At 51.4% G+C, this 26,088-nt stretch carries 21 protein-coding genes and 1 pseudogene; 8 read left to right on the top strand and 14 right to left on the bottom strand.

The genetic code is table 11. The features are described 5' to 3' along the window. Positions 1 to 13: 13 nt before the first annotated feature. Together nagA and nagB are read right to left on the bottom strand one after the other, a co-directional pair. A complete protein-coding gene (gene nagA, locus HB631_RS19270; protein WP_213992810.1) occupies positions 14 to 1,159 on the bottom strand; it encodes an N-acetylglucosamine-6-phosphate deacetylase in 1,146 nt (381 codons plus the stop codon). A 19-nt stretch (positions 1,160 to 1,178) separates the two neighbouring features. Beyond that, positions 1,179 to 1,979, bottom strand: coding sequence for a glucosamine-6-phosphate deaminase (nagB, locus tag HB631_RS19265; RefSeq protein WP_213992809.1), 801 nt, complete (start codon positions 1,977 to 1,979; stop codon positions 1,179 to 1,181). A 340-nt stretch (positions 1,980 to 2,319) separates the two neighbouring features. On the opposite strand from nagB, the gene nagE reads away from it, so the two are divergent. Together nagE and glnS are read left to right on the top strand one after the other, a co-directional pair. Then, a complete protein-coding gene (gene nagE, locus HB631_RS19260; protein WP_213992808.1) occupies positions 2,320 to 4,374 on the top strand; it encodes an N-acetylglucosamine-specific PTS transporter subunit IIBC in 2,055 nt (684 codons plus the stop codon). A gap of 493 nt (positions 4,375 to 4,867) precedes the next feature. Continuing rightward, positions 4,868 to 6,535, top strand: a complete 1,668-nt coding sequence (gene glnS, locus HB631_RS19255) for a glutamine--tRNA ligase (protein WP_213992807.1) — start codon at positions 4,868 to 4,870, stop codon at positions 6,533 to 6,535. Here glnS and alsK read toward each other — a convergent pair. The 10 genes from alsK to HB631_RS19205 all read right to left on the bottom strand — a co-directional run bounded on the left by alsK (position 6,519) and on the right by HB631_RS19205 (position 15,735). Next, positions 6,519 to 7,436, bottom strand: coding sequence for an allose kinase (gene alsK / locus HB631_RS19250; RefSeq protein ID WP_213992806.1), 918 nt, complete (start codon positions 7,434 to 7,436; stop codon positions 6,519 to 6,521). The two genes, glnS and alsK, sit on opposite strands and share 17 nt — an antisense overlap. Then, positions 7,429 to 8,115 carry a D-allulose 6-phosphate 3-epimerase gene (gene alsE / locus HB631_RS19245; protein ID WP_213992805.1) on the bottom strand — a complete coding sequence of 229 codons (687 nt, stop codon included), beginning with the start codon at positions 8,113 to 8,115 and terminating at the stop codon, positions 7,429 to 7,431. Before alsE ends, alsK begins: the two co-directional genes overlap by 8 nt. Before the next feature lie 9 nt (positions 8,116 to 8,124). Further along, positions 8,125 to 9,105: a D-allose ABC transporter permease gene (gene alsC, locus HB631_RS19240; protein ID WP_213992804.1), complete on the bottom strand. Its 981-nt coding sequence runs from the start codon at positions 9,103 to 9,105 to the stop codon at positions 8,125 to 8,127. Next, a complete protein-coding gene (gene alsA, locus HB631_RS19235) occupies positions 9,084 to 10,616 on the bottom strand; it encodes a D-allose ABC transporter ATP-binding protein AlsA (protein WP_213992803.1) in 1,533 nt (510 codons plus the stop codon). The genes alsC and alsA overlap by 22 nt, the downstream gene beginning before the upstream one ends. A 50-nt stretch (positions 10,617 to 10,666) precedes the next feature. Continuing rightward, the gene (gene alsB / locus HB631_RS19230; protein ID WP_213992802.1) at positions 10,667 to 11,605 is read right to left on the bottom strand and encodes a D-allose transporter substrate-binding protein; all 939 of its coding nucleotides are present in this window, start codon (positions 11,603 to 11,605) and stop codon (positions 10,667 to 10,669) included. 19 nt (positions 11,606 to 11,624) lie between these two features. After that, positions 11,625 to 12,512, bottom strand: coding sequence for a transcriptional repressor AlsR (locus tag HB631_RS19225; RefSeq protein ID WP_213992801.1), 888 nt, complete (start codon positions 12,510 to 12,512; stop codon positions 11,625 to 11,627). A 438-nt stretch (positions 12,513 to 12,950) separates the two neighbouring features. Next, positions 12,951 to 13,427 carry a ferric iron uptake transcriptional regulator gene (gene fur / locus HB631_RS19220; RefSeq protein WP_213992800.1) on the bottom strand — a complete coding sequence of 159 codons (477 nt, stop codon included), beginning with the start codon at positions 13,425 to 13,427 and terminating at the stop codon, positions 12,951 to 12,953. 332 nt (positions 13,428 to 13,759) lie between these two features. Beyond that, entirely contained in the window at positions 13,760 to 14,275 is a 516-nt protein-coding gene (gene fldA, locus HB631_RS19215; RefSeq protein ID WP_213992799.1) for a flavodoxin FldA, read from the bottom strand. Positions 14,276 to 14,444: 169 nt separating this feature from the next. Then, complete coding sequence (gene ybfE / locus HB631_RS19210; protein ID WP_213992798.1) at positions 14,445 to 14,744, bottom strand: LexA regulated protein; 300 nt, start codon at positions 14,742 to 14,744, stop codon at positions 14,445 to 14,447. 211 nt (positions 14,745 to 14,955) lie between these two features. Continuing rightward, entirely contained in the window at positions 14,956 to 15,735 is a 780-nt protein-coding gene (locus HB631_RS19205; RefSeq protein WP_213992797.1) for an alpha/beta fold hydrolase, read from the bottom strand. A 191-nt stretch (positions 15,736 to 15,926) separates the two neighbouring features. Between HB631_RS19205 and seqA the strand changes: the two genes are divergently transcribed. Then, positions 15,927 to 16,454 (top strand): replication initiation negative regulator SeqA, encoded by a 528-nt coding sequence (gene seqA, locus HB631_RS19200; RefSeq protein WP_213992796.1) that lies wholly within the window; start codon positions 15,927 to 15,929, stop codon positions 16,452 to 16,454. A 27-nt stretch (positions 16,455 to 16,481) separates the two neighbouring features. After that, positions 16,482 to 18,125: a phosphoglucomutase (alpha-D-glucose-1,6-bisphosphate-dependent) gene (gene pgm / locus HB631_RS19195; RefSeq protein WP_213992795.1), complete on the top strand. Its 1,644-nt coding sequence runs from the start codon at positions 16,482 to 16,484 to the stop codon at positions 18,123 to 18,125. 204 nt (positions 18,126 to 18,329) lie between these two features. Here the strand turns inward: pgm and HB631_RS19190 are convergent, their stop codons facing one another. Then, complete coding sequence (locus HB631_RS19190; protein ID WP_213992794.1) at positions 18,330 to 19,277, bottom strand: NAD-dependent epimerase/dehydratase family protein; 948 nt, start codon at positions 19,275 to 19,277, stop codon at positions 18,330 to 18,332. 700 nt (positions 19,278 to 19,977) lie between these two features. Here HB631_RS19190 and HB631_RS19185 point away from each other — a divergent pair. The 4 genes and pseudogenes from HB631_RS19185 to HB631_RS19170 all read left to right on the top strand — a co-directional run bounded on the left by HB631_RS19185 (position 19,978) and on the right by HB631_RS19170 (position 25,555). After that, positions 19,978 to 20,736: an ABC transporter transmembrane domain-containing protein gene (locus tag HB631_RS19185; protein ID WP_345945725.1), complete on the top strand. Its 759-nt coding sequence runs from the start codon at positions 19,978 to 19,980 to the stop codon at positions 20,734 to 20,736. 1 nt (position 20,737) lies between these two features. Next, positions 20,738 to 21,568 carry an ATP-binding cassette domain-containing protein gene (locus tag HB631_RS19180; RefSeq protein ID WP_213992792.1) on the top strand — a complete coding sequence of 277 codons (831 nt, stop codon included), beginning with the start codon at positions 20,738 to 20,740 and terminating at the stop codon, positions 21,566 to 21,568. A 744-nt stretch (positions 21,569 to 22,312) separates the two neighbouring features. Continuing rightward, positions 22,313 to 22,792 (top strand): annotated as a pseudogene (locus HB631_RS27110) (PadR family transcriptional regulator); the annotation flags it as partial. A 291-nt stretch (positions 22,793 to 23,083) separates the two neighbouring features. Next, on the top strand, positions 23,084 to 25,555 hold the full coding sequence (locus HB631_RS19170) for a hypothetical protein (RefSeq protein WP_213992790.1): 2,472 nt from the start codon (positions 23,084 to 23,086) through the stop codon (positions 25,553 to 25,555). Between the two features lie 80 nt (positions 25,556 to 25,635). Here the strand turns inward: HB631_RS19170 and HB631_RS19165 are convergent, their stop codons facing one another. Continuing rightward, positions 25,636 to 26,064: an EamA family transporter gene (locus HB631_RS19165; protein ID WP_213992789.1), complete on the bottom strand. Its 429-nt coding sequence runs from the start codon at positions 26,062 to 26,064 to the stop codon at positions 25,636 to 25,638. Positions 26,065 to 26,088 lie beyond the last annotated feature (24 nt).

The raw sequence follows: 26,088 nt of genomic DNA, 5'->3' as shown, positions 1-26,088 counted from the left end.
TACTCGCTTTTTATTAAACTTCATCACCATTCACAATGGTTTTGATTATCCGGTAATCGCGGGTAAAGGCGGTAAGATTAGCCGCTTTGCCCACCTGCAAAGTGCCTAAGCGATCGCTCACACCTAAAGCCTGCGCGGGGTACAACGTCGCCATCCGCAACGCTTCATCCAATGGAATACCGACATAGTCAACGCTATTGCGTACCGCGTCAATCATCGTTAGGACCGAACCGCTCAGCGTGCCGTGTTCATCCACGCACAGGCCGTCGCGATAGTAGATTGTTTTACCGGCGAAAATAAACCGGTCAATCTGGCTGTCGGCCCCGGCCGGCGCGGTGGCGTCGGTAACCAGCACCAGTTTGTCGCCTTTAATGCGTTTGGCGTTGCGCACGTTGGCGTAATTGACATGCAGGCCGTCGGCGATAATACCGCAATAGATTTCCGGCGCATCGAAGATGGCCCCGATAAGACCCGGTTCACGTCCCACCAGCTGCGGCATGGCGTTGAACAGATGGGTGGCGGAACTGATGCCGGCGGCAAAACCCGCTTTCGCCTGAGCATAAGTGGCGTTTGAATGTCCGGCGGAAACCACGATACCCGCCTGCCGCAGCCGGCGGATAACGGCGGCATCCACTTGTTCCGGCGCCAGGGTGAGTTGGGCGATAACATCGGCATTGGCGCAGAGATGGTCAATCATCGCCGCGCTGGGGACCCGCATCAACGCCGGATCGTGGGTGCCTTTTTTAATCGGGTTCAAATAGGGCCCTTCCAGGTGCAGACCCAGCGCCTGGTTTTTGTGTTGGGCTAAAAACGCGCGCATGACTTCAATGGCGCGGTACATAAATTCGTCGGTGCTGGTGATAAGCGTCGGCAGGAAACTGGTACAGCCCGATTTCTCATTGGCGTGCTGCATAATTTCCAGCGTTTCAACGGATAAAGCCTCAAGGGAGTCGTTGAATTGCACTCCGCCGCAGCCATTGAGCTGCAAATCGATAAAACCCGGCGCCAAAACCGCCCCGGCCAGATCGCGGCGCTCAATTTCGGCCGGCAACGAAGCCGTCGGACAAACTTCATTGATCAACCCGTCGGCTATCACTAGCGCATGGTCGTCAAGTATCTGATAGCCGGTGAAAATCCGGCCATTGGTTAGTGCGTACATCGTTCGCTCCCGGTGAATTTCAAACAGTTTTCAGACTATCCGCTTCCAGTTCACGGAAATATTTCACTGTTTTGACCTTAAGTTCCAAGGTGGAAGGTTCATCGCAAACCATCACCGCTTTAGCATGAAGCTGCAGGCAGCTAATAGTCCACATATGATTTACATTCCCCTCCACGGCGGCCTGCAATGCCTGGGCTTTTTGGTGGCCAATCACCAGAATCATCACCTCTTCCGCATCCAGCAGGGTGCCGACGCCCACGGTCAAGGCGAAACGGGGAACCTTCTCCACATCGTCCTCGAAAAAGCGGGAATTTACCCGGCGGGTTTCCAGGGTCAGGGTTTTGATGCGGGTGCGGGACGCCAGCGAAGAGGCCGGTTCATTAAAGGCAATGTGACCGTCATTACCGACGCCGCCCATAAACAGATGGATCTTGCCGTAGGATTTGATTTTTTCTTCGTAACGGCGGCACTCCTCGTCGATGTCAGGCGCATTGCCGTTGAGAAGGTTGATATTTTCACTGGGGATATCGATATGATCGAAGAAATTATTATGCATGAAAGTATAATAACTTTCAGGATGGGAGGCGGGCAAGCCGACGTATTCATCCATGTTGAAGGTGACCACATGTTTAAAACTGACCTGGCCCGCTTTATGCATTTCAATAAGATGTTTGTAGGCTTCAAGGGGGGTGCTGCCGGTGGGCAGACCCAGGATAAAGGGCCGTTCCGTGGTGGGTTTAAACGCATTGATGCGGCTGACGATATAGGCGGCCGCCCATTTGCCGACTTCGGCGGCGGTTTGTAACGGAATGAGTCTCATTATTGACCTCTTGCAGATTAGGGCATCTTTCCGGCCTGGTATGAAGAGTATAGCGTTGACGCCTTCACCCTGTAACACGAGGGGGCGACTCTTCACGCCACCGGAACAGTTATATGCGGATTTTTCGCTAAGCAAAATAAGTTTGACATATTTATCAGAATAAGTCACAAATTCAACAGCAACAAGGTGACAATAATCACATATTGCGGGTATTTAATTTGCGTTGAAAATTAAACTTCCTACACTGCTGGTGATGGGGTCATTTAACGCGAGATTGGAAGCAGGCAGGGGTAACAGCCCAAAATTTGGGTTGCACAATAGGGTCTAAAGGGGAATCAAGGTGAATATACTCAGTTATCTACAGAAGATTGGCCGCGCGCTGATGGTGCCGGTGGCGACATTGCCCGCCGCCGCCATCCTGATGGGTGTCGGCTACTGGATTGACCCGGTGGGCTGGGGGAGCGACAGTTCGCTGGCCGCTTTCTTCATCACCGCCGGTTCGGCAATCATCAATAATATGTCTTTGCTGTTCGCCGTGGGCGTGGCGTATGGCATGTCCAAGGACAAGGACGGCGCGGCGGCGTTGTCCGGTCTGGTGGGTTTCATGGTGGTCACCACTTTATGCGCTCCGGCGGCGGTGGCGATGATTCAAAAAATTCCGGTGGCCAGCGTTCCCGCGGCGTTCGGCAAGATCAACAACCAGTTCGTCGGCATCCTGGTGGGCATCATTTCCGCCGAGTTGTATAACCGCTTCAGCCAGGTTGAGCTGCCCAAGGCCCTGTCATTCTTCAGCGGGCGGCGTCTGGTACCCATACTGGTTTCCTTTGTGATGATCGTCGTATCGTTCATCCTGATGTACCTCTGGCCGGTGATTTTTAATGCCCTGGTGGGTTTCGGGGTATACATCCAGCATATGGGCGCGCTCGGCGCGGGCATTTACGCCTTCTTTAACCGCCTGCTGATCCCGGTCGGCCTGCACCATGCCCTGAACTCAGTATTCTGGTTCGACGTGGCCGGCATCAACGACATTCCGAAATTCCTCGGCGGCGCGCAATCCATCGCCAACGGTACAGGTATCCCCGGCATAACCGGCCGCTATCAGGCAGGTTTCTTCCCGATCATGATGTTCGGTTTACCCGGCGCCGCACTGGCCATTTATCACTGCGCCCGTCCGGAAAACAGAAGCAAAGTGGCCGGTATCATGTTGGCCGGCGCCTTTGCCGCGTTTTTTACCGGTATCACCGAACCATTGGAATTCTCCTTCATGTTCGTGGCGCCGGTGCTGTATTTCCTCCATGCGCTGCTCACCGGTTTGTCGGTATTTATCGCCGCCAGCATGCACTGGATGGCCGGTTTCGGCTTCAGCGCCGGCCTGGTGGATATGGTGCTGTCGTCCCGCAACCCGCTGGCCGTGCACTGGTATATGCTGATTCCGCAAGGGTTGGTGTTCTTCGTCATCTATTATGTGGTATTCCGTTACACCATCAAACGCTTCAATCTGCTGACCCCGGGACGTGAACTGGCCATGGCCGGTGACGAAGCCGACGGTTACAATGTCGATGTGGATACTACACCGGTAGCCGGCGGCAAGGCCGGCGAAACCGAAGTGCTGGCGCGCCGTTTTATCAGCGCGGTAGGGGGGTCCGATAACCTCACCGGCATCGATGCCTGCATCACCCGTCTGCGTCTGAGCGTGAAAGACTCGGCGATAGTGAATGAATCCCTGGCGAAAAACCTGGGGGCGCAGGGGGTGATTCGTTTAAATAAAGAGAGCGTGCAGGTCATCGTCGGCACCCGTGCCGAAATCATTGCCGATGCCATGCGCAAAGTCCTCACCACCGGTCCGGTGGCGGCGGCCAGGTCGGTTTCCCAAGCCCCCGCGCCCGCGGCGGCGCCGGTAACGCCGGTTAATGCCTCCCAAGCGCAGCGTCCGGTGGTGGTCAGCCTGATTTCACCGCTGACAGGTGAAATCGTGCCGCTGGAACAGGTGCCCGATGAAGGTTTTGCCAGCAAAGCCGTGGGGGAAGGGGTCGCCATTCGTCCCACCGGTAATCTGGTATTGTCGCCCGCCAACGGAACGTTGGTGAAAATGTTCGGTACACACCATGCATTTTGCCTGGAAACCGACACCGGCGCCGAAGTCGTGGTGCATATCGGCATCGATACCGTTAATTTGCAGGGGCAAGGATTCACCTGTCTGGTGGACGAAGGCAGCAAAGTCACTCAGGGACAGCCGATTCTTGAGCTGGATCTGGATTACCTGAACGCCAACGCCCGCTCCCTGATCAGTCCGGTGGTGGTCACCAATATGGACCAGTTCGGTGCGATTTCCGCTACCGCTAGTGGTCTGGTCATCGCCGGCGAGAGCAAATTGCTCGATATCACCGCGAAATAAGTTCTGACCCATTCCGAAGATCGTTGACAAACGTATCGGGGGTCAATAAGGCGGGACGGAATGATAGAAAAGTAAACCGTCCGCGCCAGGGACCAATACGCCGGGAGCGTATTGGAACAACGCCGTAAGGCGTTGGCCCGAAGGGCGGCTACCAGGGAGGGTAGCCGTAATCGCGCGGATCGAGCGTACAGGGATGTATTTACAGCGTGTTTACGATCTAGTATTCCGTCCCGACCGGGCACTTTGTCAGCAAGCCTCGGAACGCTAAACCGTCCCTCCGTTTTTCCGGGCAGGCCCGCTTGCCCGTTATCCCCCGTCCTTTCTCCGCTTATGGTAGAATAACTTCATCCGGCAACGCTCCGTCATTGAACGCCGAGCGGGCATCCAGCCAAGTCCGGCTTGAGATTTTCTGCAACTATTGGTTGTGTCGAAACTTGGCTTGTTGGAACATAAGAGGAATGAATGTCGTGCTTTCGATTAGAGGAACATCAAGATGAGTGAGGCTGAAGCCCGCCCGACTAATTTTATTCGTCAAATTATTGATGAAGATCTGGCCACCGGAAAGCACAGCTCCGTGCATACCCGTTTCCCGCCGGAGCCTAACGGCTATTTGCATATCGGCCATGCCAAATCCATTTGCCTGAACTTCGGCATCGCCAACGATTATCAGGGAAAATGCAACCTGCGCTTCGACGATACCAATCCGGCCAAAGAAGATATCGAATATGTCGATTCCATCAAGCAGGATGTGAAATGGCTGGGGTTCGACTGGAGCGGTGAAATCCATTATTCCTCGGATTACTTCGACCAACTGCATGCCTATGCCATCGAATTGATCAACAAGGGGTTAGCGTATGTGGACGAATTGTCCCCCGACGCCATCCGCGAATACCGCGGCAATTTGACGACGCCCGGCAAAAACAGCCCGTTCCGAGATCGTCCGGTGGAGCAAAACCTGGCGCTGTTCGCCATCATGCGCAGCGGCGGATTTCCGGAAGGCTCCGCCTGCCTGCGGGCCAAAATCGACATGGCCTCGCCTTTTATGGTGATGCGCGACCCGGTGCTTTATCGAATCAAGTTCGCCGAGCATCACCAGACCGGATCAAAGTGGTGCATCTATCCGATGTATGACTTTACCCACTGCATATCCGACGCCCTGGAAGGCATTACCCATTCATTATGCACCCTCGAATTTCAGGATAACCGACGCCTGTATGACTGGGTACTGGATAACATCACCATTCCCTGCCATCCGCGGCAATATGAGTTTTCCCGTCTCAACCTCGAATACGCCATCATGTCCAAGCGCAAGCTGAACCAGCTGGTGGCGGATAAGATTGTCGAGGGCTGGGACGATCCGCGCATGCCCACCATCTCAGGGCTGCGCCGCCGAGGTTACACCGCTTCGTCCATTCGTGAGTTTTGTCGCCGCATCGGGGTGACCAAACAGGAAAACAACGTGGAAATGGCCGCGCTGGAAGCCTGCATCCGCGAGGACTTGAATGAATCCGCTCCCCGCGCCATGGCGGTCATCGACCCGGTAAAAGTCATTATCGAGAATCTGCCGGCGGGTTATGAGGAAGACGTGACCATGCCCAATCATCCCAATAATCCGGAGATGGGCAGCCGACAGGTGGCCTTCAGCCGCGAAATCTATATCGACCGAGCGGATTTCCGCGAAGAGGCCAATAAGCAGTACAAGCGCCTGGTGCTGGGTAAAGAGGTCCGCTTGCGCAATGCCTATGTCGTCAAGGCGGAACGTATCGATAAAGACCCGCAGGGTGACATCACTGCTATTTACTGTTCCTACGATCCCCAGACCCTGAGCAAGGACCCGGCGGATGGGCGCAAGGTGAAAGGGGTGATTCACTGGGTATCCGCCACCCGCAACATCGCGGCGGAGTTCCGTTTATACGATCGCCTGTTCAGCGATGCCAATCCGGCGGCGGCGGAGGATTTCCTCGCCACCATCAATCCGGAATCCCTGGTGATCAAGCAGGGGTTTGCCGAGTGCGGCGTCCTGGCCGCCAAGCCGGAACAACCCTATCAGTTTGAACGGGAAGGCTATTTCTGCGCCGATAGCCGTTATTTTACCCGGCAGCATCCGGTATTCAACCGTACCGTGGGGCTGCGGGATACCTGGGCTAAAAATGCCTTCTGACGGGCATGTCCAACCCCATGCGAGCGGCGCCTATGGCGCCGTTAAACGATGACGACGAGGCCTTGGCAAAGGTCAGCGCCGTAAAGGGCAGGGGTTTGCGGGTAAACACGCCGGTTTGTTCCACCAGCCGGTCATAAGGGAAATCCGCCATGTCCATCACGCCTCCCCCCAGCAATACATATTCGGGATCGAAGAGATTGATTCCGGTTGCAATGGCTTTGGCCCCCAGATCGATAAACTCCATCAGGCTTTTTTCATATCGGCCATGGGTGAATAACTCGGTTAAGGGGTAATCCCGGGGCGCTGCGGCGTACCAGCGGGCCAGAGCCGCGCCGGAGCACAGGGTTTCCAGACAGCCGGGGTTGCCGCAGCCGCAGCGGGCGGCGGGATCCCCCAAGGGGATGTGACCCAGTTCGCCGGCAACGCCGTGTGCGCCGACATAGGGGCCGCCGTTCAGCCAGACCCCGAAGCCGAAACCGGTACCGAGATAGCAGCCCAGGACCAGTTTATCCGCTATCTTTTCCTCGGTGACGTCGTAATACAATTGCATATTCACATCACGTTCAAAGGTCACCGGGCAAAAAAATTCTGCTTCCAGGCAGGGGGCAAGACCGGTGAATTCCCCGGCATCGCAAGGCAGATTGGGCACGGAAATAATGGTTTTTTTATCCCGGCCGATGGACGCGGGAAAGCCTATCATCAATGCGGCGACATCCGCCTCCAGTCCGGCCAAATGCCTTTTGATAAAGGCGGTCAGCCCCTTGGCCAGGCCCTCGGCGATTACCGGCCGGGTTCTTTCTTTATCCGTTATCAATACCTGCCCGTCGCCGGTTAACAGGCAAATTCTGATATGAGTGGCGCCCATATCCACTCCCACCACCACCTTTCGCCGTTTACGCATGGCCGTCGGCCTCGTTTTGAGCCTGCTGGATATTTGCCTGCATGATTTGCCAGGCTTGCCGAATATCGGCGGCATTATTGAATAAACCCGAGGAGCCGACGATAAACACGTCCGCTCCCGCTTTAATCAGGGAGGTAAACGTGCGCGCATTGCACGAGCCGTCAATTTCTATTTCATAACGCAGATTATGCTGCTCGCGATAGCGTTTGAGCTGACTGATTTTATCCAGCATTTCACTGATGAAAGGTTGGCCGGCAAAACCGGGATCGACGGTCAGCACGGTAATTTTATCCGCCAGGTGGATATAATATTTCATAACCTCCACCGCACTTTCCGGACTCAGAATAAAACCCACCTTGAGCCCCAGGGAGGTGATTTTCTCAACAATACGGAACGCCTGGCCAGCAAGAGTTTCGGGATGCAGGGTAATCATGCCGGCACCGCACTTTGCCAAGGTGTCGATATAATCTTCGGGATTGGTGACCATTAAATGACAGTCCAGGGGTTTAGTGGCCAGCCGTTTAACCTGCTCGACAAAAAACGGCGACAGCGTCAGGTTGGGCACAAAATGTCCGTCCATGATATCGATATGCAGGTAATCGGCGTGCTCATCGATAAACTCGATCTGCTCTTTGAAATTGCTTAAATCCATACACATCAGTGAAGGAGAAATTTTCATATCGGGCCCCTATTTACTGATCAGCCGGTCTAATGCCACGGCGGCGATAATTAATCCCCCCATGACCACTAATTGGTAATACGTTTGTACTTGCAGGATATTAAGTCCGTTATTAATCGTGCCAATAATCAAACCGCCAATCACCACCGAGAAAATTCGGCCCTTGCCGCCAAAAAAGCTGGTTCCGCCGATAATCGCGCTGGCGATGGCATAGGTTTCAAAACCGATGCCGACCAGAGGCTCCGCCGCCCCTAAACGCGCGGTTGACACCACGCCGGCCAGCCCGGCGCAAATGCCGGAAATAATAAATACGATAAGAATATGAAACTTGACGTCGATGCCTGAAAAAAAAGCGGAGTTTTTATTGCCACCCAGGGCGTAAATGTTCCGGCCCAGGCGGGTATGGGAAGTGATAAACCAAAGGATGACGGCGATGAACAGGGCAAAGATCACCGGCACCGGGATCCCCAATGGGCTGGCGGCGAAGAAATTAACGAAACCGAATGAGAAACCATAAACCGAATTGGCGTCGGAAATAACCAGCGTGACGCCACGGAAAATCGCATTGGTGCCGAGGGTAATGATAAAAGGGTGCAGGCCGGTCCAATTCACCAGACAGCCGTTGATCGCCCCCAGCAGGCCGCCCACCACGACCCCGCCAATCAGCGCCGCCGACAGGGGATCCAGGCCCGCCAGCATCAGTTTTGCCGTCACCATGCCGGACAGGGCCAATACCGCCCCTACCGACAGGTCGATACCCGCTACCAATATGGCAAAAAATTCCCCCATGCCGATAAGCACGGTGACCGAACTCTGCACCAAAATCTGGGTGATATTATTAGCCTTTAAAAAATATTCACTGGATAATGAACCAAAGATTGCAACAATAATGGCCAGAATAAAAAAGGTGCCATATTGATCCCAAAATTTCTGGAAGTTGAACCTGGACTTATCCATTTTTATTTCCTTTAATTTTGTGGTAGCGCCCATTTCATGATGTCCTCTTCGCTGATACGTTCATTATTATCAAGAATGTTGGCCAGTTTCCCTTCACAGAATATGGCGATGCGATCGCAGACCGATAAAATTTCCGGCAACTCTGAGGAAACCATCAAAATAGTCTTTCCCGTGGCGGCAAGGTTGCGCATCACTTTATACATTTCCGCTTTTGCGCCGACATCAATACCGCGGGTCGGCTCGTCAAAAATAATGACCTCCGGCTCGCAGCACAGCCATTTTGATATCAATACTTTTTGCTGGTTACCGCCGGAAAGCTCGGTAATGTTTTGATCCACCGAGCTGCATTTCAAAGACAATAATTCTTTTTGTTCTTCCGCTAATTCGCGTTCTCGGGCTGGGTTAAACAACCCCATGGCGCCTTTATAACCACCTTCTTTCAGGCTTTTGCTAATGGCAATATTTTGGGCGATGGAAAAGTTCTCAAAAAATCCATTTTCACGTCGGCTCTCCGTAATATACCCCATGCCCTTTTTTAAGGCGTCCAAGGGGGACGAGGGTGTTATATCGACATTATGCAGCTTAACCCGACCGCTGCTGGTGGGTTCCACACCAAATATACAGTTCATGAATTCTGTTCGGCCCGAGCCCACCAGACCGGCGAAACCCATGATTTCACCTCTTTTAACCGTAAAAGAGACGTTTTGCACCCGACGCTTATCTTTGCTGGTGATATTGCAAACTTCAAAAATGGTTTCCGCGTCCTCCACCCCGACGCTCTCCTTCATGGCGCGAAACCGGTTTTGCAGCTCGCGGCCCACCATCATACGAACAATATCGTCGTTGCTCACATCGGTAATCCCGCCCGTTGCCACGCTGCTGCCGTCTTTCATTACCGTGTAACGGTTACAGATTCGCCGGATTTCATTCAGCTTATGGGAGATATAGACGATGGCGGTGCCGTCTTGCCGCAGCTGATTCATTATCAGGAAAAGATAATCCACCTCGTTATAAGTCAATGAAGATGTAGGCTCATCCATAATGATAACCCGTGCATTCAACATTAATGTTTTAGCAATTTCCAGCATTTGCTTTTGGCTGATGGAAAGATTACGAACCTTTTCATCCAGCCTGATTTTTAATCCCACCCGTAATAACATGATGGCCGCTTTGGACCGCATTTCTTGCCAATCAACCCGATTCAGCCCCAGCGTTTTTTTTACCGGTAATCGACCGATAAACAGATTTTCCAATACGGTCAGTTCATCAATGACACTCAGCTCCTGATATATAATACCGATGCCGAGCCTTGCCGCTATTTTATGATCCAACCTGCTGTATTCAGTATTATCAATGGTAATTTTACCCGCCGTCGGTTCGTAAATACCGGAGAGTATTTTCATCAACGTTGATTTTCCGGCGCCATTTTCACCCAATAAGGCATGGATTTCATGGGTGTAAATTTCAAAATCAACGGATTTTAATGCCTGCACGGGACCAAAGCTTTTCGCGATCCCTTCCATTTTAATATATGGCGCGGTCATATCACTCTCCGGCATCAAGACTATGCAGATTTATTCGCTGTTTATGGGGGTTATTTAGTCACCAAAATTGAATCCACGGTGACGATTTTCGGTTGGGCGTTCAGTGCTATGAGCTTACCCGATTTAACCGAGTCCACCAGAATGACCAGGCCGTTGGCGCCGATAACCGCAGGGTTTTGCGCCACGGTAGCGGTCATCAAACCATCGGATACCATTTTACGCGCTTCCGGCACGCCGTCGGTACCCACCACCAGGATATGCCCGGTTTGTCCGGCATTTGCCACCGCCTGCGCCACTCCCATCGCCATGGTATCGTTGGCGCAATAAAACGCTTTTAGCGTGGGATTGCGCTGTAAAACGTTGGTGGCCACATCCAGCGCCTTGATGCGATCCCAATCCGCCGGCTGGCTGGCAACCAATTTGATATTACCGGCGGCCTTAAACGCCTGGGTGGCGCCGACGCGGCGCGATTCACCGGAAGCATTGCCGGCCTTGCCTTCAATAATGGCCACATCGCCGCCGTTCTTGCCCAGTTTGTCGATAATGTATTTGGCCGCGGAGGCGCCTACGGTAACGTTATCGGTGGTAATAAAGGCTTCAACGTTCCCTTTAGCCTTGGTCAGGCTGTCCATATCGATTTTTTCATCGAGATTCACCAGGTGGATGCCCTGCTGATAGGCTTTGGCCACCGGGATGACCAGGTTTACCGACGATAAAGGCGCAAAGGCGATGCCTTTATAATTTTTATTGGTTAAATCCTCGAACAGCTGTAATTGCGATTGAAAATCCCCTTCGGAGGGCGAGGCGAAAATATCGACGGTAACGCCGAGTTCCTTGGCTTTTTGTTCAACGCCTTGCTTCATTTCGACCCAATAGGGATTGGATAAGGTTTTTAATACGACGGCGTAATCGGCCGCCGCCCGGGCCGCCACGGTGGATAACATCAATCCGCAAGCCGCACTGCCGACAAGTTTGATGAATTTATTCATTTTTATCTCCAAGAGAGAATTATTTATAATCACGCTTCAGGTACTGGGTAATCGCACTGGTTTTTTCCAAATTTTTATTCGCTAAATCAATGTCCTGTCTGGCCACCGAAACAAAAAACGCATCCAGCAGCGTCAATTGCAGAATACGGGCCGAGGCGTTCCTGCCTAGCAGCGGCGTTTCCGGCGCCGGTGAACAAATAGTAAAGTCCGCCAGCCGCGCAATGGGCGAATTGCTGCTGTGGGTAATGCAAATGATTTTTGCCCCATTGTCCTTGGCAATCGCCACCACCCGTTTGAGATCGGTGGTGCGCCCTGAATGGGAGACTACCAGCGCCGCATCGCCGGGCTGCAGCAGGGATGCCGACATCATCATCAGATGGGCATCATGGTATGCGCTGCAGCGTATGCCGATTTTCAGAAACTTGTGCTGAACGTCGGTACAAATGGAATTCGAACCGCCGACGCCGTACAGTTCGCGCTGACGGGCAGTGAAAAAACAGCGTGCGGCTTGCTGGATCACCTCCGCATCCACAATGGCCTGGCCTTCGACAATGGTGCGCACCGTAAGGTTGAACACTTTATTGACCAAATCCGCCGGACTGTCATCCGGCGACAGTTCGGCGGTAATATCATGATCCGCATGGTCAAAATATTCGACAATCGCACTACGCAGCTGTCTGAAGCCGCTGAAACCCAGAATTTTAGAGACCTTGACAATCATGGCTTCCGACATGCCGAGGCTTTGCGCCACCTCTTTGATGCCGGAAACATGGCTGAGATTGCCCGGTGTTAAAAACCACTCCACAATTCTGCTTTCATTCTCGGTCATCCCTTCCTGTTTGATCCGGAGATAGGGCGCAATGCCGATTCCTCGCGGTATGGCGCCGTTCAGTTCCGATTCAATCATTTTCAGATCTCTGGTTATCTCTACTGACGGCATCATATCAACATAGGGAGCATAACAAATATGCAGCATACTTCACGTTTTATATAGTTTTATAAAGTTATGCTTTTTTGTGAACACAATGATGAGTTTCCATGATGGTTTTGCAAAAAATCATCAAGGGGTCTATTTTTTATAAATTCCTTTATATACAGCGGATAACATCAATTAATATAAAGGAATCCCTGATTTTTAGGCATTTTTACAGCGTGATCAAGCTGTGAAGGGTATATAGATTTTTTAAAAATTCATAAAATATTTTAACTTGTGAAGTTTTAGGATAAGGCGGGGATATGAAATGAAACGGCAAAAGTTGAAGTACCATCGGTACTTTGACAAATAGCTAAAACCACCCGGTTCAGCAGTGGTTTTCAACATTCAGACGATGACCTATATTAAGCGTCACTCTTTAAGAGTGTGCACTGCTTCGTCAACATCATGATCGTGCAGGGTCTCGTCTTCACGACAATTGCCCACTTCACAATGACCGTAAAGATACAAACTGTGATTAGTGAGTTTAATGTTGTGTTTTTTAGCGATATCCCGTTGACGCGCTTCGATAAACTCATCACGAAACTCAATGACCTTGCCGCAATCGAGGCAAATCAGATGATCGTGATGGTACTGCTGCGTCAGTTCAAAAACGGATTTACCGCCTTCAAAATTATGGCGGGTGACGATCCCGGCGTCATCGAACTGATTCAGTACGCGATAAACGGTGGCTAAACCGATCTCTTCTCCCATATCGATCAGTTTTTTGTAGAGATCCTCCGCACTGACGTGATGGCATTCCGGATCTTGCAGCACTTCCAGAATTTTAAGTCTGGGAAGTGTGACTTTCAGGCCGGCCTTCTTCAATGCAATATTATTGTCAGTCATGCGGGTTTAGTCCTGTTACTTTGATAATCTGATTGTAGGCTAATGTAGCCTATAACAACGGTCGGCCTGAAAAATGTGACGCCGTCTCATTATAGGACTGCCTGTGTAAAATGAAAACCGCGGCTTTTTACAATGATAGCCCGTTTAGGGCGGGGCATGTTTTTATAACATTTCTGTAAAACCGGTATAACCGCCTGGCTATTGTACTGCTTTGTGGATAAAAGTTAAAAACTTGTATCTATCGATTTGAAAGGAATTATATATCAACAGGTTCAACCGGCCGTCAATGCCATCGACGGCGCGGGTTTGATCGGGCGCAACCCAGCCGCCAGTCAATCGAGCTTCAGTTCGGCGCTGATTTGTTTGACCCAGGCGTCGACGCGTTCGTTGGTGAGTTCGGGTTGGCGATCTTCGTCTATGGCCAAACCGATGAAATGTTTGTCGTCCGCCAGACCCTTAGAGGCTTCAAAATGGTAGCCGGCGGTAGGCCAATGGCCCACGATGGCCGCGCCATGGGGTTCGATGATGTCGCGGATGGTGCCCATGGCATCACAAAAATATTCGGCGTAGTCTTCCTGATCGCCGCAACCGAACAACGCCACTTGTTTTCCGGCGAAATCAATATCTTCCAATGTGGGGAAAAAATCGTCCCAGTCACATTGCGCTTCCCCGTAGTACCAGGTGGGGATGCCCAGCAGCAGGATGGAGAACTGCTCCAGGTCTTCTTTGCTGCTTTTGGCAATGTCATGCACTTCGGCAACATCGGCGCCCAGCTGCTTTTGGATCATCTTGGCAATATTTTCGGTATTGCCGGTGTCACTGCCAAAAAAAATGCCTACGCTTGCCATGAATTTGAAAACCTCTTAAATATTAAGGATATGGTTTACCAGACGATCGACCGGCTTTTCGGGAAATAATCGTGCAATAATAGCAGACACTCAACGCGCGAGAAACTCGTTCCACCGGAGTTTTATTGCAAAAGCCGGTCTTTTACGGCCCGGAACGGCGTGCCCGGCCTCAATTTTCCTTGCCGGGGGTGCCCCTATGCCGTTCCAGCTCGGCCAGTAAAATCTGTTCAATCAGCTCGCTGCGGGAAAGGGTGTGCTGAAAGGCCAGTTCATTTAATGCATCCACCGCTTGCGCATTGATTTTTAACTCAACCCGGCGCAGGCCCCGCACCTTGTCCCGGCGTAATTGATTGCGCTTATTGATTCGCAATTGTTCATCGCGGGAAAGCGGGTTGGTTTTCGGTCGCCCCGGACGTTTTTCATCGATAAACAAATCCAGGGTAGTGCGGTCCGTTTGTTCTTTTGCCATAAGTCGTGAAGGGATTGCGCATCCGAAAGCGGGCGGGTAAGTTCTTGCCGGTAAAGCCTTTCATCTTCAGGCGCCGTGCTTGAACATGACTTTTCCGCGCGTTGATGATGCCGGTAAACATAGTGCGCCATCTTACCCCACCGCGACGATAAACGACAATGATTAACACCGGCCGATAAAGAAGGCCGATGAATAAACCGGGCCTGCGCGGTCAGCTCTCCGCCAGTGAATCCGCCAGGAATCGCACAACGGCGCGCAGTACCGCTTCAGGTTTTTGGGCATGCACCCAGTGGCCCGCGCCGGCCACCACATGGGCCCGGGCCCTGGGGAACTGCCGCCGGATGGCCTCGCCGTAGCCGTCGTTCACGTAGGGAGAAAGCCCGCCGCGGATAAATAATACCGGTCCGTTCCAGGGCGGTATCTCATGCCAGCCGATAAGCGCCGGATAGTTTTCCCATAATGCCTTGAGGTTGAAACGCCATTCGCCGCGGGAAAAGGATTTTAACAAGAACTGAACAGTATCCTTATCGTCGATATCCTGTTCCATCAGCTGCGCCGCGTCGGCGCGCTGCGTCACTCCCGCCGCCGCCACCCGCCTGAGCCCGGCGAATACCGCATCGTGATGGCGGGTGGGATAGGCCACTGGCGCGATATCGATAACCACCAGGGCGGCAATGCGATCCGGCATCAGCGCCGTCAGCGCCATGGCCACCTTACCCCCCATGGAGTGGCCGATAAGGATGCATTTTCCCAGTTGCAATTCATCGAGCAAGGCCACCACATCCCCGCTCATGGCCTCATAACCGGCATCGTCGTCATGGGGGGAAAGGCCGTGATTGCGCAGATCGATTTGCAGGGTGGTATGACGCTCTCCCAGAGGGCGCGCCAGTACGCCGAGATTATCCAGACTGCCGAACAGTCCGTGCAGCAATACCACCGGCAGGGTATTTCCCGGTTGCCGGGCCGGTTGTAAACGATAATGTAATTTCATCCCCATCCTCGTGGCGACAGCAAAGACATCTAGCGTATCATGAGATATTGCTGCCCGCGCCGCAAAAGGTGTCCGCCGTCGGGTGAAATTCCGACTTTGTGCCGAAGCCGGATACTAACGCTGTTCGCGGGGCCGGTTTAACTTGTATAATCCTGTTGATTGATTTAAGAGAAGAAAGCCCCCGGATAAAGATGAAAACAATCGAACTCGACGAAGACCTCTACCGTTTTATCGCCAGCCACACCCAGCATATCGGCGAAAGCGCCTCGGACATCCTGCGCCGAATGCTGAAATTCACCCCGTCGGCCAATGAGCCCGCCCGTTCGGCATCCGACACGCCGGTAAAAACCGACGCGCCCGCGCCGGCCCGCGATCGCGTGCGGGCGATGCGTGAATTATTGCTCTCGGACGTCTATGCTGAACAACGCAAGGCGGTAGACCGCTTCACGCTGGTGCTGTCCACCCTTTATTCCTTGTCGCCCACCGATTTCGCCGACGCGGCGGATGTGTTGCGCGGCCGTACCCGGACCTATTTTGCCGGCGATGAGCATACATTATTGCAAAACGGCAGCCATACTAAACCTAAGCAGGTGCCGGGAACGCCCTACTGGGTTATTACCAATACCAACACCGGCCGTAAACGGGGTATGGTAGAACACATTATGCTGGCTATGCAGTTCCCGGTGGAACTGACAGATAAAGTCTGCGGCACCATTTGATAAATGACAGCCAATGGAGAAGCACCGATGGCTAATAGCCCCCGTGCCGGACAACCCGCCCGGCAAAGTGATTTGATTAACGTGGCGCAGTTAACCTCGCAATATTATGTATTGCGCCCCGAGCCAGGTAATGCCGCACATGCGGTGAAATTCGGTACGTCAGGCCATCGCGGCAGCGCGGGACGCCACAGTTTTAATGAAGCCCATATCCTGGCCATCAGCCAGGCGATTGCCGAAGAACGCCGCAAGCAGGGGGTTACCGGGCCTTGTTATGTCGGTAAAGATACCCACGCCCTGTCAGAACCGGCCTTTATTTCCGTGCTGGAAGTACTGAGCGCCAATGGCGTGGACGTGATAGTCCAGCAGGATAACGGTTTTACCCCGACTCCCGCGGTGTCCAACGCCATCCTGGTCCATAATCGCCGCGGCGGTCCGCAGGCGGACGGCATCGTGATTACGCCTTCGCACAATCCGCCGGAAGACGGCGGCATCAAATATAATCCGCCCAACGGCGGTCCGGCCGACACCAATCTGACCAAAGTGATTGAAGAGCGCGCCAATGCGCTGCTGGCGGACGAATTGCGTGGCGTACGGCGTCAATCCCTCGACGCGGCCTGGAACAGCGGTCATGTCCACGGGCAGGACCTGGTGCAGGCTTATGTGGAAGGACTGGCCGAGGTGGTGGATATGGCGGCCATTCAGGGCGCCGGCCTCAAACTGGGCGTCGATCCCCTGGGGGGCTCGGGCATTGCCTACTGGCAGCGTATCGCCGAGTACTATAATCTGGATTTAACGCTGGTAAATGAAGAAATAGACCAGACGTTCCGGTTCATGTACCTGGATCATGACGGCATCATCCGCATGGACTGCTCGTCCCAGTGGGCCATGACAGGTTTACTGTCCCTGCGGGACAAGTTCGATTTGGCGCTGGCCAACGATCCCGATTATGACCGTCACGGCATTGTCACTCCCGCCGGTTTGATGAACCCGAACCATTTCCTGGCGGTATCCATTGATTACCTGTTCCAGCATCGCCCGCAGTGGGGCGCCGAGGTGGCGGTGGGTAAAACGCTGGTATCCAGCGGGATGATCGACCGGGTGGTGGAATCCCTGGGCCGCAAACTGGTGGAAGTGCCGGTGGGCTTCAAGTGGTTTGTGGACGGCCTGTTTGACGGCGGCCTGGGTTTCGGCGGCGAAGAGAGCGCCGGTGCCTCGTTCCTGCGGTTTGACGGCCGCCCGTGGTCCACCGATAAAGACGGTATCATCATGTGCCTGCTGGCGGCGGAAATCACCGCGGTAACCGGCAAGAATCCGCAGCAGCACTATGATGAACTGGCGCAGCGCTTCGGCGCGCCCAGCTACAATCGTATCCAGGCTCCGGCCACCCATGCCCAGAAGGCCATTCTGTCCAAGCTGTCGCCGGATCAAGTCAGCGCCAGCATGCTGGCGGGGGATCCCATCACCGACCGGTTAACCACCGCCCCGGGTAACGGCGCCTCCATCGGCGGCCTGAAAGTGATGACCGCCAACGGCTGGTTTGCCGCCCGTCCTTCCGGTACCGAGGAAGCCTATAAGATTTATTGCGAAAGTTTCCTAGGCCCTAAGCACCGTGAACAAATTGAAAAAGAAGCGGTGGATATCGTCAGCGACGTGCTGGCGGGGGCGAAATAACCCCTAGCCGTTGCCGTGGAGCAAGCCTTCATTGGTGGCTCACGGTGTGTTGGCGAGCGGGTTGTCCCGGCCGGGAACGTTGTCTGAGATGGTTCTGGCGCTGATAATTCAGCGCCTTTTGTGGGAAAATGGCGGGTGCCATCACTACTCTTATTCGATTGCGTCGAGCATGGCACACTCCCTGCCATCTTAAGCGTTTTTGTTCTAACGGTTTTGTGCTGGTAAGTTACTCTCCAATAGGCCAAGCCATGGAGGGAATGAGGTCGATTCATCAGCGCGTCGGAATAGCGAGATCAATTCGCCGAATCCTAGGGGTAAAGAAGTTTTCGCTTCCCAGCCTAATAACTCTTTCGCGCGATGCGGATTTCCAACAAATCTGGAAACGTCGAACGCGCGAGGCGGTGCATCATGGATGCCAATCTTGATTCCGTCGACGGCCAGGGATACCGCGAGGCGGGCCAGCTCATTTAGCGTAACGCCCTGACCCGAGACGAAATGAACGGGAGGCAAAAGCTCTTTCTTCCCCGTTGCTTGTACTAAACGAAAGAGCCCTTCCGCCACATCGGAAACATGGGTAAAGTCAAACGTGTTTTCCCCGCCGTCCACCCTAAGCACTCCGCCGAAAGCTGCGGTTCTGGCAAATGCCTCCGCAACGCGGTCAGCATGATCTGAAATGGCTCCATATACATTGGAAAACCTGCAGATATTGGCCCGGATCCTTGAGGAAACCGCGTCATGGATCAGACGTTCCCCCTGGACTTTCATATTTGCATAGGCATTTAGCGGCAGAAGCGGAGCATCCTCATGGACTGACGATTCAGTTGAATTTCCGTATACTTCTCTGCTGCTGGCAAATATGATCCACGGCTTTTTCTCTTTATCGGCGACCACCTCCAACAATGTCCTTAAGCTAGCGACATTCACCGAATAAGCTAATTCAGGGTGTTTTTCCGCCCATACAACCCGAGAGACCGCGGCTAAGTGCACAATGCCTTCTATACCGTGCAGCGCATGTCGGAGAGCATCGGCACATCTAAAATCCTCCTGTCGATTTCGTCGAATATCAAATTCATGTGTGGTAATACCGGCTTTGCGCAGGTAGCGAAGCAAGCATTGGCCAATGAGACCTTGGGATCCTGTCACGAGTATCATCGTTGTCACCTTCCTTATGGCTTTGAGAAAACATTCAGTGTAGAAAAGGCGCAAGCTATTCATATTGAAAATGGTCTAGAGTTTTTATAATTTAATCTGCATAAAATATCACTCTGTGAAACTGCTAAATGATCTTGCTAATAGCGGATCTCTTAATAGACCTGAAGTGATAAGTACTTTATCAAGTATATCTGTTTACTGCCGTCAGGCAGTATTGATTCATATCAATATTGTCATGAAGATGGTAATACAAAAAAAGATAAGATACACCACTTTTAAAAGATGGATGAGCAGGTTTTATCCTTGAGAGGATATACATAAACAGATAAATTTAATGTCATGCATCAATTATAAATATGAATTGAATCTACCTTACCCTATTTAGAAAATATGCCATTAACATCATTTGTTGACTTAGTTTTTTCTATCCAGTAGCTTTGATATCAATTTTTCGTAAAAAGGAATTAATAATGGGTCGACTAAAGGATATAATTATGCGAGCCAAAAGATCAGTTGAAAGGAGAAATCCCTGTTGGAAAATAGTGAACTTTTCTCTTTATCAATATGCTGAGCGGCGATTGCAAATTATATGTCTAATTGGTACATCTGTTTTATTAACCTGCTCGGAGCTATTAATACCGATTTTTGTCGGGCGTCTGGTTGATACTATATCCAAGGGAGCAAGCCATTTTCATGACACATATTCATTATTAGCGATGATCGTCATGTTGGGTATAATCTCGGTTTTTTACGGGATATTATCTTTCGAGTGATAATATATTTCACCTCAGGGATCATGCGATTATTGACAGTGAATGTCTTCAGCCACATACAGCGATTATCGACGGAATGGCATATCCACAACCTTGCCGGCGCCACCATACGCAAGCTGAGCCGTGGCGTACTCGCCATGGATCTTTTCAACTACCTTATCTTCATAGAGCTTATCCCCAGCGCCTTTGTATTGATTGGGGCTACGATAATTATCGGGGTGCACTGGCCAATTGTGGGAGTCATTGTGGGGACAAGCCTCCTGGCTTTCGTCTGCATCACGCTTTTACTGATTCAAAAGTATATCTATCCGGCCGCAAAAGTTGCCAATGACGCCGATGCCGTGCTGAACGGCTCAATTTCCGATGCCATTTCATGCAATATGCTGGTAAAGAGCTTTGCTTCCGAATCAAAAGAAGAGGCTCGGGTCAGGAGCGAGGCCGCGGCGTGGCGTTCGCATCTGATTTGTTTTTGGCATCGGAGCTCAACGGCGGGAAGTATCCAATACGGAATGCTGGTGGTCTTGAACGGCGTAATGATTGGAACAGGATTGTGGTTATGGCAGCGTGGTTATGCTTCCCCCGGTGATGTGACCTATATCATCACTACCTATGCCATTATCAATGGATATCTTCGCGGTATGGAACACAACATTCGCAGCCTGCAGCCTGCAGCGTTCAGTGAATGAGATGGAAGATTTGGTAACCTTCATGGAAGTGCCTGTAGAAGTCGGAAGGGATGAGGTTGTCACAGCAAAAAGCATTGATGGCGGCTCTATTGTTTTTAAAAATGTTGATTTTCGCTATCCCGGCCAGGAAAAGCTGCTTTATCATAACTTTAACTTGTCTATTGCGGCAGGTGAACGCATTGGTGTGGTAGGGTACTCCGGTGGTGGGAAAACAACGTTTATAAAGCTGCTGCAACGGCTTTACGAAATAGATCGAGGAACTATCAAGATTGACGGCATTAATATCAAAGATGTTAATATTGAATATTTAAGAAATCATATTTCCATAGTGAGTCAAGAGCCATTGCTTTTTCACCGGACCTTATTGGAAAATATCAGCTATGGGAATGAGAATGTTTGTTTAGCCGATATTCATGACGCGGCAAAGCGTGCCAGGATACACGACTTTATTACGAGTTTGCCTGATGGTTATGACACCGTTGTGGGTGAACGCGGCCTCAGATTATCCGGCGGTGAAAAACAGCGTGTGGCGATTGCGCGGATCATGCTGCGCCAAACGCCGATAATCGTCCTTGATGAAGCCACCTCCAATCTGGACAGTATTTCGGAGGCGGAAATCCAGAATGAGATTGAAACAGGCTGGTCAGATCGAACCCTGATTGTTATTGCTCACCGTCTTTCCTCAGTAAGGTATATGGATCGCATTCTGGTGTTCGCCGAGGGGCAAATTGTCGAAGAAGGGGATCACGCGAGCCTCATTCTCAAAAAGCAGGGGAACTACCGGACGCTGATGGATAAGCAGAACAGATATCGCCGCCAGGGTGAGGTTTGACATTGGCAGCCCCGTCAGCCTTGGACAGGGTACGATTTTATCGGAACGCCAGGAGGGGCTGTCCTCCCGATGGGTAAATGCGCTTTTAAAGAGTGAGGCATGAGGTCGCGTCAGGATGCTGCTCTCGGCATTTAGATATATCTTTTCTTGCGTTTCCGATTTGGGTGATCTAACTTAGATATATCTAATTAGTTATATCTAAGAAACAGGAGATACCCTATGTTTTTCCATTTACACCATCACAATACCTGCCGGGACGGCGGAGAAGGGGAGCGGGGCACCGGCAGGCGTCATCGCCATGGAGGCGAGGGTCAGTCCCGTCGGTCAACATCATTTGAGAGTCGGCGAGGCAGCGGCGATTTTTACGGCCGGGGCTTTGGCGATGAGCGCCACGGCGGCGATTTTTACGGCCGGGGCTTTGGCGATGAGCGCCACGGCGGCGATTTTTACGGCCGGGGCTTTGGTGATGAGCGCCACGGCGATGACTTTCACCGCCGGAGCTTTGTCGACGAAGGCCATGGCGGCGATTTCCTAGCTAGGGGCTTTGGCGATGAATGTCATGGCAGCGCGTTTCGCGGCCGGGGCTTTGGCGATGGACGCCGTCGCAACGATTTTGGCGGCCGGGGCTTTGGCGGCGATTTCCATGGCCGCGGCGATGGCGAAGATCGTCCCGGCGGTCATTTCGGACATGGCCGCGACCGCGGAGGGCGTCACGATGGCGGCCCCCGGGGACGTCGTCCGCTGGAGCACGGCGATTTGCGCTTGGTGCTGTTGGCCCTGGTGGCGCGCAAGCCCAGCCACGGTTATGAATTGATCAAGGCTATCGAGCAGGCGTCCTCCGGATTGTATGTGCCCAGCCCCGGCGTGGTATACCCGACCTTAAGTCTGCTGGTGGACCAGGATTTTCTCACGTCCGGCAGTCCGGACGGGCAGAGCCGGAAAAATTACCAAATCACCCCCGAGGGACAGGCGGAACTGGCCAAGCACCAGCCGCTGATAGAGGCGATATTCACCCGGCTGTCGCAAATCGGCAAACGGCGGGAAGGTAGTCTGATTCCCGGCATTAGCGAGAGCCTGGACCGGCTGAGAGTATTGCTGCGGGGTAATATGATGCGCGCCGATCTGACGCCGGAACAAGTGGAACGCATTAATGCCGCATTACTTACCTCGGTAATGAATATTGAAGCGGAATTGAACGCCTCCGCCAACGGAAAGGATGATTAATGCCTGCCGAGAATTCCCGGCCACCTCTCTCGGCAATTAAAAGGTGGTTGCTGCCGGCCGCCTTAAGATATTGGCCATCTTTATAAATGATTAAATCAAGTATTTAAAAATTCAATAATAAAACTGCTGCTGGTAAAGCTAACCCGCAGCGTTTTTTTTAAAATTTCGGTGGTGAGTCTATTCATAAAAGAAATACAAACTGTTATGCTTTTGCCTATCGACGCTTAATTTAAGTCAGATTATTGCCTATTAGATCTATTCATTGATTATAAACCCTATGAGGAAATTTTAATGCCAATAAGCCTGGAGTCGTATAGATCAGCAAATGGAAGGTATGTTCGCTTTCGTGAGAAAAGCAGCCCACAGGCTAAACATATACAGCGAAATCTTGATCATATCGCCCGAGCTCCCAATCCTATGAGGCAAAATAAGGCCGATGCTTTTTTGAATTTATTAATCCTGCTAAGTTCTGTTAATCAGGCTAGTAATGATATATTTAAGCATAATGGATCTAATATAATACTCAGGGATGAGGTGAACACAAAAATGAATTATTTTCCCGACAGATTACCTATAAAATCATTTAAAATATATGACTCGCCTTTAACAAAACGTTCGAGCCAAATCCATTCATTAAATTTTAATGATAAATATAATATATCAGCTTATTATGAAAATAATAGAATAAGCGATGGTCCGCGGACAAAACGCGCATCACTGCATTTGATTCGGCACGCCGAGGAGCAGGCCCAAATAGAGTATTATAATAAGAACTGTGTTTACAGTATCAAAACCCGCAATGGCATCACTATAGGTTATACCTTATTGGTTGCCAGCGAGTATATACGCAATCCGGTAAAAGGCATTGTTGAAAATCTGAACCAGTTTTTTTTCCCCGACCACGGCCTTGATGAAAATCTTGTCATGGTCACCGAGGGGGTCAACCTGGCCAGCGATATTGCCTTAGGATTGCTCACCGGTGGGACATATCCGTTAGCAAAATATTTGATGGCAAAAAGCCTTAAGGTAGCGGGGCATGTCGTCGAGGGCGACGGCGGCTGCGTCAAAAGAGAATTCTCTCCAGAATCACTTGCCAATTTGTTAATACAAACGGACAGTGGTATAACAACAACGAGAGTTGCGGATAAATTGTCCCGAAGGCCTGAGGGCATAATGAATGTGCGCCCTTATGATCCCTCCTCTATGGTTATTCAGGAACAGTTGCCGGCCCATGTTTTTACCGAGGTGCATTTAGAAACGGATATCGACGGTGTGACATTCAGAATAAAGGAAAAATCGCCTGGACAGTATGTTGCTTATCCCGCAAGAAGGGAACATCACCCGGATCTCGAGAGGAAAATCTATTTAGATGCTGATACCCAGCGGTGGCGCTATGAGGTGGCTGGAGCGGATGATATCGGTCTCGATTTTAATCTTATTGCTGGGGAGAAATACATTTCATTATACGGTGAAAACTATAGGGTAGAGTATGATTCCGAAAAAGCGTGTTTTGAAATAGCCGTTAAAACTCCGACACACACGACTACTTATCCGGTATATAAGACAAAAATCAGCAATGCATGGCATTTAAGCACTCAGCAGTCAACTCCGGTATTCGGAGAGTCAGAAATTAATATCATTAAAAAATGCAGAGTGGAATATTCCATCAATAATTCATACCATCCGGTAGATAATAAAAATCCAAATTATTATCTAGAAGGTAAAGTCTATGAAGTCAGGGGTGCGGGTCGAGACATCTCAAATCCATCCATTCTGTCCGTTTTAGAAATAGCCGAAGAATTAGTCGCGGTTAGAATAGTCGAGATACCGGAACATGGTCTGGCCTATGAGATTTACGATATCCATGCAATGGATAACGAAGGTTATCCGGTCAATTTTGACGGCTGGCGTTGGATTCTTGAACCCAAGACATCGATTAATGTTGCCAATGATCTGGAAAAAGCCTGTGGTTTTAATCGATTTACGCAGGCGGCACCGGGAGAAAAATTTTCCTCGCCAGATAGTAATGGCCTCCAATGGGATAAGGATAATGGCCACTATCTTAAGGTGGAGGGAAACTATATAAAAATAAAGAAAGACAATAACGACTATTACCTTATTGATAAGGATACGAAAGATATTCTATATCCAATAAAACTGCAACAGCAAAATCTTGAACCGCAAATCGGTATTAGCATTAATCGCTTAAGCGGAAAAGTTGAAATTATCGATATACCCATATGGGATATCGGTTGGAAGCGTGGCGAGTTAAACCAGCTTAATTTTTTCCAGCTTTCAGGCTTTAATAAACCGCTCTATCGTGTCGATCGTGGCCCGCAAGCCCGTATCCTGACACAAGGTTTCGCGCGTAGTGAAGACTTCACCGCCGTGCCAAAGATGATATCCGACGAGGATGTGCTTATCGTTTCGGAATCCCTGGAGGGAGCGCGACGCTACAATACCCTGATAAAACAAAATTATATCTATAAAATTGAAGGCGCTCAGATTCATGGGGTTTCTTTGAAACAGAACTTTTTATTTAACAAAGATCGACTTGCCGATTTTCTTTCAATAGACAACGAGAATGCGGACGTTTTGGAAGAGTTTAGTGACGGTACCGGTGGCGCTATTTTTTTAGACGAGGTACATATCAGGCTACGGGATATCCGCTTATCGGATATTTCTGTGGTAACGGAGCAAGAACTGGAAACGCTCGCTCCGCTTGCCCCGGGAACGTGGAAAAATTACCTGAAAAAAAAATAGGGCTGCAATGGGCAGTGCATTTTAATGGGGTTATGCGATCGGGCCGGCAACCGTTCGCGGGGTGGACCGATCCGCTCCAGCTAACCCAGCGCCACCATCAGCGCGCCGGCGGTAATCAGCGCTACGCCGGCCCCCGCCAGCAGCGAGACCTTTTCCCCAAACAACAGCACCGCCATCACCACGGCGAAAACCACGCTGAGTTTATCGATGGGGGCGACCTGCGAGACATTGCCGGATTTTATCGCCATAAAATAAAACAGCCAGGACAAGGCGCCGGCCACACCACTTAATACAATAAATGCCAGGGCTTTTTTGTCGCCCAGGATATCGTTCACCAGGCTCATCTTCCCTTGCACCAGCACCACGCCCACCAGGAAGAGCGCCATTACCACGGAGCGGACGGCGGTTGCGCTGTTGGCATCCAGATGCTGCAACCCGATTTTACCAAAAATCGCCACCAGCGAGGCGGTAAGCGCGGAAAGCAGGGCGTAAATCAGCCAGGTACTCATAGACATGTCCATAAAATTGAAAGT

The organism is Sodalis sp. dw_96 (genome assembly GCF_018449575.1).
Classification (GTDB): Bacteria; Pseudomonadota; Gammaproteobacteria; order Enterobacterales; family Enterobacteriaceae; genus Acerihabitans.
Note: the sequence above shows the minus strand (reverse complement) of the source record. Positions and strands in the feature narration are given on the sequence as shown.